The sequence below is a fragment of the Flavobacterium sp. 2 genome (genome assembly GCF_049949195.1).
Classification (GTDB): Bacteria; Bacteroidota; Bacteroidia; order Flavobacteriales; family Flavobacteriaceae; genus Flavobacterium.
The window spans coordinates 4893321-4907273 of the sequence record NZ_CP188206.1 but is presented as its reverse complement, the minus strand read 5'-3'; the positions used below and the strand labels follow the sequence as shown (position 1 = coordinate 4907273).

Below are 13953 nucleotides of genomic sequence, written 5' to 3'. Positions count from 1 at the left end.
AATGAAAACAAAAACTCAAAATAAAAATAGTGCTTTCGAAAAGTTCGCAAGTGCTGTTTGCAAAGCCACCGGAAGCACTCCGGCCTTTATTATCGCTTTTTTAATTGTTGTAGTCTGGGCAGTTTCCGGGCCATTTTTCGATTATTCCGAAACCTGGCAATTGGTTATTAATACCGGAACCACAATCATCACTTTTTTGATGGTTTTTCTAATTCAGAAAGCTCAAAACAAAGATTCGCTGGCGATTCAGTTAAAACTTAATGAATTGGTTGCGTCAAGCGAATTTTCCAGCAACAGTTTGGTTGATATTGAAAGCATGACAGAAGAAGAAATGGAAATCGTTCAAAAATATTATCGCAGGTTAAGCGAGCTCGCCAAAAAAGATGAAACCATAAGAACATCCCATTCTATTGCTGAAGCACATGAGCAACATTCGCGAAAAAATAAAAATAGAACCGAAAATAAAATGCAGAATAAGCTTAAACCGAAAACTGCAAAAAAACCAAATTCGACAACTTCCTCAAAAACCGCTAAAAAATGAAACTACGCTCAACCGAAACTTTTTGGCCTTTAAAAAACGAAATGAAAGCAAGTTATCCTTCTTTAAATTCAGATATCGAAACCCCGATTCTGATTATTGGTGGAGGGATTACAGGCGCATTGATTGCTTATAAACTGATTAATGACGGAAAAAAGGTTGTTCTCGTGGACCGACGCGATATTTGTAATGGCAGCACCGCCGCGAGCACCGCATTGCTTCAGTATGAAATTGATGTTTCGTTGCATGAACTCATCAAAATGCGTGGCGCTGATTGTGCCATAAACAGCTATAGAAACGGGAAAAAAGCGATTTTTGATTTGCGAACTATTATAGACACCATACAAAGCGACTGCGGATTTGAGTTTAAAAAAAGTATTTATTTCTGTACGCTTAAAAAAGATATTTCTTTTCTAAAAAATGAATTCAAGGTTAGAAAACAACACGGATTTGATGTCAACTGGCTTGGAAAAGCCGAATTAGAAACAATGGGATTAAAAGCAATTGCGGGTATAGAATCCAAAACGGCCGCTGTTGTAGATCCTTATCATTTGGCGCAGGATTTACTTATCTATTGCCGCGACAAAGGAATGGAAATTTTTGACCGCACAAATATTGAATCGATAAGTAATCATGGCGGCAAATCTATTGCTAAAACTGAAAGTGGAAATCTTATTACGGCAGAGCACATAATACATTGTTCTGGTTATGAAAGCACTGAAACCCTAAAAGAAAAAGTGGTCGATTTAAAAAGTACTTATGTCATTGCATCTGAAAGTTTACCTGATTTGCCTGCGGTCTTCAAAAACTCAATTTTATGGGACACTTCAAATCCTTATTTGTATTTTAGAGCTACTTCAGACAACAGATTGATTATAGGCGGAGGTGATGAAGAATTTTTAGACGCAAAAAAACGTGATAAATTAATTCCGAAAAAAGAACAATTTTTGATGCGCTCTTTCAAAAGAAAATTTCCAAACATTAATTTTAAACTAGATTATTCCTGGGCGGGAACATTCGGCGAAACAAAAGACGGTTTGCCTTACTTTGGAAAACCAGATCCTAAAAAAAACGAACATTACGTTTTAGGTTTTGGCGGCAACGGAATCACATTCAGCATCATCGGGATGAATTCAATTTTGGATTCGATAAATAATAAAAGCAATATGGATTTAGAATATTATCGCTTTGGGCGTTGAGAAAAAAGGTACTGAGGTTCTAAGTTGCTAAGGTTCTAAGCTCAGCTTCAATATAGCTTAGAACCTTAGCAACTTAGTATCTTAGCAACTTAAATTAAACTTATATTCTTTTGGACTACAATTGAATTTTTGTTTGAAGATTTTAGAGAAATAACTTCTACTCGTAAAACCAATGCAGTATACGATTTCAGAAATATTTAAATCAGATGTACGCATTAAAATTTCGGCTTTCAAAACCCTCATGTGCGTGATGTAATCATTAACCGTTCTGTCGTGAATCATTTTAAATCCTTCCTGAAGTTTATTTGGCGATAAACCCGATTTTTTACTCAGTGATTTTATCGTAAATGGTTCTTCTGGACTTGATTTTATAAATTCTGAAAGTTCTTTTATTTCTTCCATTTCTTTTAAAGTCAGACAATTTGCATCTTTCGGAAAAGCATTTAAATCGTCGCTGTGTTGTTGGATTTCCATTGCCAGAATAATTTTCAGAATTCCTTCTTTCAGCAAATTTCTAACTATTCCGGTTTGAGTTACAGCGTTTAGTTGTTCGATTTTTTCAGCAATTTTTAAATTGTATGAACCCATATAAAAAAAGTTCTGAAGTGCATTATTTTCAAAAAAAGTTTCTTTTACTTTTTGATTCAAAGAAGGCATTAAATGTGATTCTGTCTCAGTTCCTACAATAATCAGAGTCAGTTTAGTATTCACATCTTTTTCAAAAAACAAAACATTATCCTGATTTTGATTTGAAGCCAAAATCGCAGTTTGAAAAGTCTGAAACTTACGTTCTTCGCCATTAATTCCAAAACTGTGTGACAAACCGCCTTTTGAACAATACGCAAAATAAACAGGCGTTGATACTACATTCAAAAAATCCATTCGTACCGCTGTCGAAAACGTCATATCAAATTGAACGTACGAAATATTATCGTTGAAAGAAGCTCCCGTTATAGTTCCTTTAGCAAAACTATTGTTGATTTCTAAAGCATATTCATCGAAATCAAAAGTTATTGTTCCGTCTAAATTATTATTTAATTCCTCAAACACTGTTTGGATTTGCTCTGTATGTATGGTAACTATTTTCATTTTGCTTATATTTAGATTCGGTATTTTTATTTCATATTTCAGGCAAAAAACAAATTCTTTTGTTTTATAAATCAATATTCCAAAGTTCGGTCAACGATTGATCAAAAATGTTATATAATTTTGGCGTTTTGTTTTATAATTACTTCGGAATTAAAAATTTAACTCAAACAAAAATTTTCTTAATTCAAAAAAAAAAATGAAAAGCTTTTCATTCGCTCCAATATCAACAAACGACTCTGAAATTCTGATTCTCGGAACGATGCCTGGTACAAAATCATTAGAGCTAAATCAATATTACGGGCACAAACAAAATAATTTCTGGAAATTCATTTTCATAATTCTAAACGAAGATTTCTCCACTGATTATGAAGTCCGAAAAGAAATACTTAAAAAAAATAAAATTGCAGTTTGGGACGTTCTTCAATACTGCGAACGAATAGGAAGTTTGGACACTGCCATTAAAAATGAAATTGCCAACGATTTTGAAAGCTTTTTAAAACAGCATCCAAACATTAAAACCATACTTTTCAATGGCCAGAAAGCGCATGCCTTTTTCAAAAAATACGTACATCTGAAAAATCCTTATCAACTTTACACACTTCCGTCGACAAGTCCCGCCAATGCTGGAAAAACTTTCGACTCAAAATTATCCGAATGGAAAATTATTGCCGATTTACAAAACAATAGTTGAAATTTTATAACAATTTGAACTTAAAGTATAACAAAAAAAATCCCACACGTATTAATTTTACTATCAAGAAATTAAAGCCATAGCAACAAGGATTTAAGACAGAAATGAAGGCTTTTTTCAAATAAATAGAATTACAAACTTTAAAAAGTTTAAAGTATAAAGGAAACATTGGTTATGTTAGTTTATTTTGAGAAAGAAAGCTATTCTAATTTTTAGGGTAGCTTTGTTTTTTTAATTAATACCAAAAACAACAATTATGAAAGTTCAAACCTATTACAACCACATACGATTTTACACACCTCATCATTTGGTATATTATCCTATTCTAACTGTTTTTTTACTATGCAGCATCTATTTTGCCTGCAATACAAACGACGCGCTAATCTGGTCATTTATAAGCGTTTGCTTTATATTTCTTTTTTGTCTGGCTTTCATGCTTCGTCAGCATTACGCCTTGATTTTGCAAAACCGAATCGTACGCTTAGAACTTCGTTACCGTTACTTCACTTTAACTGGAAAAAGACTTGAAGAATTCGAATACAAATTAACTGATGATCAAATTTTCGCGCTTCGTTTTGCGCCAGACAATGAATTTTTGCCCTTGCTTGAAGACGCTTTAAAAAACAACCTTACCGGCGATGCCATCAAAAAAGCCATCATTCACTGGAAAGCGGATTATGATAGAGTTTAATTTTAGTTATGAGTTATGAATTATGAATTATGAATTCACACTATATGTCATCATTTTACATTTCATAACTCATAACTCATAACTCATAACTCATAACTCATAACTCATAACTCATAATTCATAATTCATAATTCATAATTCATAACTTATACAATAAGGGCGTGCCACCTTTTAAAAAAAGGCCTTAATATGCTTTGTGCGTATTGAGGCCTTTTTTTAAAAGCTGTCGGGCTATCCGTGCTACTTCGGTAGCATACTCCTATCCCTCACGCGGCACTCGTTTTCAAGAGATATTTTTCGATTTTACAAACCATAAAAAGCTATCAAACTGATAATCAACAGAATTGTCTAAATATTAAACGGTAAAAAATTAAATGAATGATTTTTTTTGTTAACTTTAAGTGTTAAAAATTTATCAAAAACTCTAAAATTAAATCCGATGAAAAAATTAATTTGTTTTATGATAGTTTGCTTCTCTTGTCTTTCAGCCAATGCACAAATTACCGCCGAAATTCCATCTGATACTTTGCCTTCCGTACACAATAATTCAGACGAAGATTTTCAAAATTATGATCCCGAAGATTTGCCTTGGCATGCAAGACGTTTTAAATTTACAGCCGGAGCATTTTTTCCTGTAAATAATACCCAAGTTGAAGTAGGAAGCAATAATGGTAATTTTGGAAATATGATCGATTTTGAAAAAGATCTCGGTTTTAAAAAAAACACCCAATCATTTGCTGCTGCTTTTGAGTGGCGAATTTCAAGAAGATCAAGACTAGGTTCTGAATATTATTATTTAGACAGAACATCAACAAAAACCCTTCAAAAAGATATCGAATTTGGTGATCATACTTATCCAGTTGATGGGCGTGTTTCAGCATTTTTTGACAATCAGATTATTAGAATATATTATGGCTACGCGTTTGTGTCAAAACCAACTTATGAAATAGGTGCCTTAATAGGTGCTCACGTAATGTTAATAGATGTTGGTCTGAGTTTGGAAGGGCAAACACAGCAAGTTTCTTTTAGTGATGATTTTGGTGTGACTGCGCCATTACCAGACATTGGTATTTGGGGAGAATTTGTATTAGGCAAAAAAGTGGGGCTTTATGCTAATTTCAATTACTTCGCTTTAAAAGTAAATGATATCGATGGTCGTATTTTGAGCTACAACCTTTCTGTATTATACAACGTTTATAAAAATTTTAGTTTAACAGCAGGATTTACAGGCTTAAACATTAGAATTGACGCTGAAAAAGAAAGACTTAATGGTTTCTTTAAATGGGGTTATAATGGACCAACTATAGCTGCTGTTTATACTTTTGGAAGCCATGTTAAACTTCATAAATAAAGTTGCTAAGGTTCTAAGATTCTAAGGCTCTAAGTTTTTTTAACCGCAATCCCGATAGCTATCGGGAGCTAAGGATTACGCAAAGTTCGCAAAGTTTTTTTACACAAAGCTTTGCGAACTTTGCGTTTATGTAAAACCCAACTAAGTATAAAATCTTAGCGTCCTTTGCGGTTAAACTTAAAACCTGAAACTTGAAACAAAAATAAACAAGCCCGAAATCTTTAAAAAGAAATCGGGCTCATTTGCTCAAACTTAAACTTAACTAAAATAAAACGAAAACTAATTCAATTAATTTAACGGAGTGAATTTTATAGCTGTTCCTCCACCAGCTGCCAATTTGATATTTATTACGCTTTTATTATTTACTTTTTGTTTTGAAATCGTAACCGGATACGGATTTGTTTTATAATTTGCTCCTTCTCCATCAGCATAAATTGTTGCTTCATATTCTTTTCCGGTATCTAAAAATGATAATTCCACTTTTAAATCTCTGGCATCTTTGTTTGTAATTGAACCTAAATACCAGTTTTTCTCGTCCCAATCTTTTCGGACAATTGTAGTATATTCTCCAATTTTAGAATCCAAGACTTTTGTGAAAGACCAAGTACACGGAACATCTTTTATGAATTGAAATTCAGGTTTTCCAACATAATTCTCAGGTAAATCTGAAGCCATTTGCAACGGACTGAAAATAATCACATACAAAGCCAATTGATTTGCCAAAGTGGTTTGAACTCGTGCTCCGGAAGGTGTTTTGTAATCAAAATTGAAATTCCCCGGAGTATAATCAAACGGCCCTGAAAGCATTCTTGTAAATGGCAAAGTTGTTAAATGTTGTGGAGTATTTCCGCCATCAACTGACCATGCATTGTATTCCTGCCCTCTTCCGCCTTCTTGCGACATAAAATTTGGATATGTACGCTGAATTCCCGTTCCTTTCATTGGCTCGTGATTATCAATCATGATATGATATTTAGCAGCCGTTTCGATTACTTTTCTGTAATGACGCGCTCCATACTGACTGTCGTGCCATTCTTTTTTATCCAAGTATTTGTTTACATAACCCGTTTTAACCGAGTTTACTCCCATTTTTTGATACAGTTTAAAAGCATCTTCAAGCTGACTTTCATAATGTTTAGAAGCGCCGGCAGTTTCATGGTGACCAATTAAACGGACATTTTTAATGGCCGCATATTTTGTAATTTCTTCCAAATTAAAATCGGGATAGGCTTTTACAAAACTAAATGCAGATCCGTCGGCAGTCCAGTCGCCGTCCCAGCCCTCGTTCCAGCCTTCCACCAGAACTCCGTCAAAATTGTTTTTCGCAGCAAAATCAATATATTCTTTGGTGTTTTTTGTTGTAGCACCGTGTTTTGGACCTTGTCCCCAAGTGAATTTTTCTAAATGCATTCCCCACCAAATTCCAATGTATTTTGATGGCGTAATCCAGGAAAGATCTTCAATTTTTGAAGGCTCATTTAAATTCAGCATAATAGTCGAAGTCGCCACATCACCAGGTGTTTTTCCGACAACAATAGTTCTCCAAGGCGTTACAAAAGGAGCTTCAGCATAGACTTTTACACCATCAGCCCAAGGCACTAAATCACTTTTGTATTGTTTGTCACTTGTTTTTAAAAGTGTCATTGAAGCAAAATCAGTCAAATTTGCTTCGTGAATCGCTACATATAATTTCTCTTTTGTTTCGAAAGTAGCCGGAGTATTAATGGTATCGGTTTTGCTAATTGGTGTTTTGCGATATTCACTTTCATAATAGCTGTTTTCTCGGTGCACCGGTATCCACCAAACATCATTATTTGATTTAAAAGTAAACTGCGTAACTTCATTCGAAATCTTCACTTTGCCTAAATTAGGTTGTTTGGGAAAAGAATAACGAAATCCTAAACCATCATCAAAAACTCTGAAAATAATATCAACTAAGCGTTCCTCACCTTTTGCTTCTTTTAAATGAACAATCAATTCATTGTGATGATCTCTTACTTTTTTGAATTCCCCCCAAGGTTGTTCCCAAGTTTCATCAGAAGTTTTTTCTTCGGTAGAAACTACTTCAAAACCATCTGTCATTTTTTGAATTCCCTGAAACTCAAAACCCAACAAAGAAGGCTCAATAACCGATTTTCCGCCAGATGTAAAACTATATTGAGGTTGTCCAGAAGCAGTCAATTCAAAAACTAATTCGGTGTTTTTTCCAGGAGAGCTGATTTTATATGTCGTTTTTTTAGTACCGCAGGCGCAAATCAGCATTGAGGCTAATGCGATCAGGCAGTATCTATATCTTATGTTTTTCATTATTTAATTGTATTAATTACAGCTCTTATTTTATTTCGCTTATTACTTGTTTTGCTTTTGCAGGTTGCATCGAAACAAAATAATTAAAAGCCTGATCTAATTTTTTCTGAGCATCGGCACTGCTTTTCTTTTCAACTCTTAGGTTATATAGTTTGCTGATATCTGCAAAATAGGATTCGGTGTTTTTTACTCCGGCAAAAGTTTTTACTTTTTCGATATAATTGTAACCAAATTCAACTGTTGGTTCAAACATTGTACCTTCGCCAAAGTCATTCCATGTAATCAATTGCAAGTAGCTCAAGTTTGCATTTTTTGCCAGATTAAGTGTTTCGTCAAGCGTTGCTCCATTATTGTGCTCGATTGTCCAGCCAATTGCTGCTCCGCCTCCACCTTCGGCATAAAAATCTTTAAAACCAGGATAAGCACTTCCCATTGCAACTGAAAGTTTTGGCTTTGTATTAGTGTACCAATTCGTTAAATAAGTGCTGTTTTTATAAACCCATGAATATTCTCCAGAAGCATTATCTCCCGCTTCAACAGATTGATCCCAAAGCGTCAGGAAAATTGGTTTTGCAGATAATGTGCTAAAAACGTTTGTCCATTCGGCTGGTGTTTGCAATACAATCGGCCCGAAATTCAACAATAAAGGTTTTCCGTTTATTTTGATATAGTTGGCGTTAGAAAAGTAATTCGTCTGCATATAAGCTAAATCGGTTTTTGCAGCGCTCGTTACCGAAATTGCTTTTCCTGCATTTACAACATTTGTTGTTACTCTGTCTTCGTAAACAATTGCATATTCAAGTCCGACTTTACTTAGCATCGCGATTAATTGCTCTGTGTTTTCTTTTACCATTCGGTAATCGTTTACGTCATAAGTGCCGTACCAATCGATCAAAACACCATCGATTCCTGAATATTTCATCAATAATAAATGATTTTCAATCACATTTTTGTCGCCCGAATGATAAGGCCCAATCAGTGGATAATAGTATGATGCTATTTCCCTGCGGTTGTTTGCTCCAATAGTATTGGGATTTTTGTTTGCCATTGTCCAGTGATATCCCCATTTTTTATCGGCACTGCTTTCATTGGTTTCAAACCAAGGCATATAATGAACGTAAATTTTGGTACTGTTTGTTTTTTCAATCGCTACTGGTGCAAGTGTTTCGGGCTCAGTTGGTTTATCTGGACCTTTGTCATCACTGCTGCTACATCCGGCGGCGATTAAAATATTCACGACTCCAAAAAACAATAAGGTGATATATCTTTTCATATTGATGTAATTTGTTTTTTATATTTTTTGCCATTCCCGATAGCTATCGGGATAAACGATTAAAAAGGATTTCTTATCGTATAATAATCTGTGAAAATCATTTAATCTGTGGCTAAAATATTTTTTATAGAAGCCAACTGACTTAAAAATATGTCAGCCTTCCACGACTAACCAACATGGAAGACTGACATTCAATAACCTAATACCCAGGATTCTGTTTTAGGTTTTTATTTGTTGTTAAAACGGTACTTGGAATTGGGAAAATCGCTCTGTATTTTTCAGTAGTTCCTTTTTCCCACCATGGCAAGAAGAATGTTCCAAAACGAATGTTATCTGTTCTTCTTCTTCCTTCAAACGTAAATTCCTTAAGTAATTCCTGATCAATAAAATGAAGATCAATTGTTGCTGGCATTTCTTCACCCGCACGTGCTGTTACTTGCTGCAAGAATGGTTTTGCCAAATCAGGAGATCCTAAACGAACGTAACATTCCGCTTGCATCATTAAAATTTCAGCATAACGAATCACCACTAAATCGTGATCACGTTCCCAAGTTTCGCCTTCTTTCATTTCATATTTTCCTAAACGTACTCCTTGATTTTCTTTAGCGTCAGCAACACTTGTAACTTCTTCAGTATAAGTCAACTTTTCACCGTTATCCATAACGATAACTTGTCCTGTCGCTTTATTAATCTGATCTCCGGCAACCATACATTTTTTTCTTTTGTCTGTATCGGCGAAAGCAGAAAATACACCAGGCTGTGCACACATTCCGTTTGCGCTCCAAGGATAATCGCCAGTTGCAGAAACAGTCAATTTATGCAAGTAGTGGCACGACATTGAATTCATGTAATTTCCAAGAGTTCCTGCTTTTGAATCGTAAGGAATTGCAAAAATAATTTCAGTTGATTTTTGATTTTCTGTAGCGAAATTGGCAAAGAAATCTGGTGTTAATGAATAACCCGAAATCTTTTGACACATGTTCAAACAATCCTGCCAACGCGCTGTTCCAATAAAAGCTTCAGAATTTAGATATAATCTTGCCAATAAAGAATACGCTACATTTTTAGTCATTTTAGAATAGACCACATTTGAATTTAAATGCGGAAGAGCATCTGTCAATTCTTTTTCAACAAAATCATATACTTGTTTTCTTGTAGAATTTGATGGAAGTGATGTGTCTTCAAAATTGGTTACAATTGGCACATTTCCAAATAAATCTAAAAGATTGTAATAATAGTATGCTCTTAAAGCTTTTAATTCAGCATAAATTGGCGCTTTTGCAGTATCAGTCAAAGACGATTTATCGATTTGATAAATGATGGAGTTGATCTTTGCAATTCCGGTATAATTGTAACGCCAAGCCGAAAGAATCATTCGGTTATCCGCTTTCCAAGTATGTTTCTGTGCATCCTGATATTGTCCTCCATCGTACCAGTTTGTTCCTCTGGTAGGAATTGTTGCTTCATCAGAAACGGTTTCAGTTAAAAAGAATACATATTCACAAGTTGGGTAATTGTTTGATATTCCGTCAGCGAATCCTCTTAGAGAAGAATAAGCCCCTCCAACTAATGCATCAACTTCTTTGGAAGTGTTTCCAAAATTTCCATCCTCTACTTTATCATATAAGTCTTCACTTAAATCTGTACATGATATCGTAAAAAGCATGCTCATTAATATTGCTGCTGTTATTTTGATTTTCATTTGTTCTATTTTTGAGTTAATTCGCTTAGTTATTTAACGAGAAATTTAATCCAACAGAAATTGTTGTTGGTCTAGGATAATTGTTATATCTGTCGATACCTGGAGATGCTAAACCTGTTTGATCAATAACACCGTTTACGCCGTTTTGCGCATTTAAGCCAATTTCTGGATCAACACCTTTGTAACCTGTAATTACAAAAAGATTTTCACCCATTAAATAAAATCTAAGTTTTGATTTTTTTTGCAAACCAAGAGGCATTGTATAACCAAAAGAAAGTGTTTGAAGTCTAAAGAAAGAAGCATCCTCAATCCAGTAGTCAGAATATTTAGGAGCTGATGTAATTCCGCTTCCTAAGAAATCATCTGGAACATTGTAAGCTGGCAATCTTGTTGGATCATTAAGCATCATGTTTGTTGCGTTTAATGCTTTTTGCCCAAACATTCCGTAACCGCTGATTCCAAGATCAAAATTTCCGTAAGTAAAGTTCATTCCGATTCCTAATGTCAAATCTGGCTGAATATTTCCTAAATCTGTTTTATCATCATCTACTAAAGCGCTTTCTGCAACGATATCTCCTGCTTTGTTATAGTACTGAATTTTACCAGCTGAATCAAGCCCAGCATTTCTGAATCCCCAGAAAGTTCCAACAGGATAACCTTCAGCAATAATTTGAGAATATTGTCCAGACATACCTGCTAAACCGTGTAAAGAACCGCTGTAAATTACATCTGTTTTATAGGTTGGATTCGAAAGTTTTTCGATTTTTTGAACGTTATGTCCAAGTGTCAAATTAGCATTCCAATTGAATTTTTGTCCTTTTATAATATCAGCATTCAAAGTAAGCTCAACTCCTTTGTTTGACATTTCACCAACGTTTGCCAACATTGTTCCAACTAAATAAGGTGGCTGAGGCACTTCGTAAGTGTATAATAAATCTTTTGTTTGTTTAGAATACCACTCAAATGAACCTGTAATTCTATTGAAAAGCGTAAAATCAAAACCAATGTTTAACTGCTCAGTTGACTCCCATTTCAAATCAGGATTTGGATTTTGCTGTGGCGAATAAGCCAAACTCCAAGTTCCCGTAACTGGATCATAATAACTGTCGTTTCCAACTCCTAAAATAGAAAGCGATTTGTACTCTCCAATTCCGTCTTGATTACCTGTTACTCCATAACCAACTCTCAATTTCAAATTATCAAGCCAGCCTTTTGTAGAATCCATAAATCCTTCATTTGAAATTTTCCAAGCCACAGAAGCTGATGGAAAAGTTCCCCATTTGTTGTTTTCTCCAAAACGGCTTGAACCGTCTCTTCTTACTGTTGCAGTCAGCAAATATTTTCCGTCATAAGAATAATTGGCACGAGCATAAAATGAAACCAAATTTGATTTTCCTTTATACGAATACACATCACCTAAACGATATTTGTAACCTGCACCTAAATTATTATAGCTAAAAGCATCCGTTACAAAACCGCTTCTTTGTGCTCCAAAACCTTGGTAGATATTTTCTAAATATGAATATCCTGCAAGTGCGCTGATAGTATGTTTGTCGATTACTTTATTATAATTCACATAAAGTTCGCCTTGTGCATTTGTATATTCAGCGTATGTTCTTTGAGCGTAACCACCTTCTGTAGCTCCTTCTAAAACGGCATAACTTGGTTTATAAGTACCTCCTTTAACTGCATTATGTTCCAAAGAAATATTAGCAACAGCCAGGAAATCATTCAAAAATTTAACTTCAGTTTTAAAATAACCTAAAAGTCTGTGTCTTTCATTGTCAACTGTTCTGTTTGTCAAAAGCTCAACCGGATTATAATACTGATTTCCTGCTACAGATGAAAATTCTCCTGTTGGTGTATAAACCGGAATTGTTGGATTCAGGTTATAAGCATATTCAAAAATTCTGTAATCAATTGGGTGCCATTTATCGATGTTGGCAAATAATCCCGTGTCAAATTTTACATCTTTATTATCTCCAAGATATTGATAAGCGCTAATATTTCCACTCAATCTTTCTAAACCAGAATTCTTAATAACTCCTTCATTATTTAAGTATGAAAGAGAAGTTCTGAAACCGCTATCAGCTTTACCCGAATTAATAGTTAAAGTGTGTGATTGTGAAATAGCTGTCTGCTCGATTGCTTTTTGCCAGTTTGTATTTGCACCATAATCAACTGCATCTTTATTTCCTGTATTACGAACATAATTTCTCCATTGATTTGCTGATAATAAATCTAAATTATCAGTTACATAACCAATACTTGATAATCCGCTATACGTAACAGAAACGCCTTTTGTTCCTGATTTTGTAGTAATAATGATAACTCCGTTTGCTCCTCTTGAACCGTAAATCGCAGTTGCTGAAGCATCTTTCAAAACGTCAACTGTTTTAATATCTGAAGGCTGAACTATGTTGATATCAACACCTGCAATTCCATCAACTACAATTAAAGGATTGTTGCTCGCTGTCAAAGAAGTTCCTCCACGTAAACGTAAAGTTGAACCTGCAGCAGGATCACCTGAAGGACGAATAACATTTAAACCTGCTACTTTTCCTTGTAAAACTTGTTCTGTAGAAGAGATTGTTCCTTTTACTAAATCATCTGCTTTTACAGTTGAAATTGCTCCAGTTAAATCAGATTTCTTTTGAGTTCCGTAACCAACAGCTACAACCTGAACTTCAGCTAATTGATAACCGTCATTTTGCAAACGCACATCAAGATTTTTAGTTGCCGAAGTGATTTGGATTTTCTGATTTGTTGATCCAATAAATGAAACTTCAATCGAACCTCCTACGGCTACCGTCAAAGTAAATTTTCCGTCAAAATCTGTTGTGGTTGCATTTTTTGTTCCCACTTCAATTACCGAAGCGCCTGGCAATACAGTTCCTGTATTGTCATACACAGTTCCTGATACCTGCTTTTTTTCCTGAGCAAACATTCCTGCCGAAAGAAAAAGCATGAAAATCATGAATACTGCAGTTTTAGTAGTCCACATTTGATGCAGGACTATTTTTTTATTTTTACTATTCATATGTCGTTATTTATTGTTTTTTATCAGTCATATGTAATTCGCATAGCCATTATTGGTTTAATGACTAATTTG

General features: G+C 34.6%; 10 protein-coding genes. 5 read left to right on the top strand and 5 right to left on the bottom strand.

Going from position 1 to position 13953, the window contains the following annotated elements:
- Position 1: 1 nt before the first annotated feature.
- Complete coding sequence (locus ACNFIH_RS21355) at positions 2-541, top strand: low affinity iron permease family protein (RefSeq protein WP_426484695.1); 540 nt, start codon at positions 2-4, stop codon at positions 539-541.
- Complete coding sequence (locus ACNFIH_RS21350; RefSeq protein ID WP_426484694.1) at positions 538-1737, top strand: NAD(P)/FAD-dependent oxidoreductase; 1200 nt, start codon at positions 538-540, stop codon at positions 1735-1737. The genes ACNFIH_RS21355 and ACNFIH_RS21350 overlap by 4 nt, the downstream gene beginning before the upstream one ends.
- Positions 1738-1818: 81 nt before the next feature.
- Here ACNFIH_RS21350 and ACNFIH_RS21345 read toward each other — a convergent pair whose 3' ends face one another.
- Entirely contained in the window at positions 1819-2826 is a 1008-nt protein-coding gene (locus ACNFIH_RS21345) for a helix-turn-helix domain-containing protein (RefSeq protein WP_426484693.1), read from the bottom strand.
- A 196-nt stretch (positions 2827-3022) separates the two neighbouring features.
- Between ACNFIH_RS21345 and ACNFIH_RS21340 the strand changes: the two genes are divergently transcribed.
- From ACNFIH_RS21340 to ACNFIH_RS21330, 3 genes are all read left to right on the top strand, one after another.
- On the top strand, positions 3023-3517 hold the full coding sequence (locus ACNFIH_RS21340) for a DNA-deoxyinosine glycosylase (RefSeq protein ID WP_426484692.1): 495 nt from the start codon (positions 3023-3025) through the stop codon (positions 3515-3517).
- Between the two features lie 256 nt (positions 3518-3773).
- Positions 3774-4208: a DUF6526 family protein gene (locus ACNFIH_RS21335; RefSeq protein WP_426484691.1), complete on the top strand. Its 435-nt coding sequence runs from the start codon at positions 3774-3776 to the stop codon at positions 4206-4208.
- A gap of 439 nt (positions 4209-4647) precedes the next feature.
- Complete coding sequence (locus tag ACNFIH_RS21330; protein ID WP_426484690.1) at positions 4648-5559, top strand: hypothetical protein; 912 nt, start codon at positions 4648-4650, stop codon at positions 5557-5559.
- Positions 5560-5847: 288 nt separating this feature from the next.
- Here ACNFIH_RS21330 and ACNFIH_RS21325 read toward each other — a convergent pair whose 3' ends face one another.
- From ACNFIH_RS21325 to ACNFIH_RS21310, 4 genes are all read right to left on the bottom strand, one after another.
- Positions 5848-7866, bottom strand: a complete 2019-nt coding sequence (locus ACNFIH_RS21325; protein WP_426484689.1) for a glycoside hydrolase family 97 protein — start codon at positions 7864-7866, stop codon at positions 5848-5850.
- Positions 7867-7891: 25 nt separating this feature from the next.
- Complete coding sequence (locus tag ACNFIH_RS21320; protein ID WP_426484688.1) at positions 7892-9139, bottom strand: glycoside hydrolase family 71/99-like protein; 1248 nt, start codon at positions 9137-9139, stop codon at positions 7892-7894.
- 199 nt (positions 9140-9338) lie between these two features.
- Entirely contained in the window at positions 9339-10841 is a 1503-nt protein-coding gene (locus ACNFIH_RS21315; protein WP_426484687.1) for a RagB/SusD family nutrient uptake outer membrane protein, read from the bottom strand.
- 25 nt (positions 10842-10866) lie between these two features.
- Positions 10867-13881: a SusC/RagA family TonB-linked outer membrane protein gene (locus ACNFIH_RS21310; RefSeq protein ID WP_426484686.1), complete on the bottom strand. Its 3015-nt coding sequence runs from the start codon at positions 13879-13881 to the stop codon at positions 10867-10869.
- Positions 13882-13953: the final 72 nt, after the last annotated feature.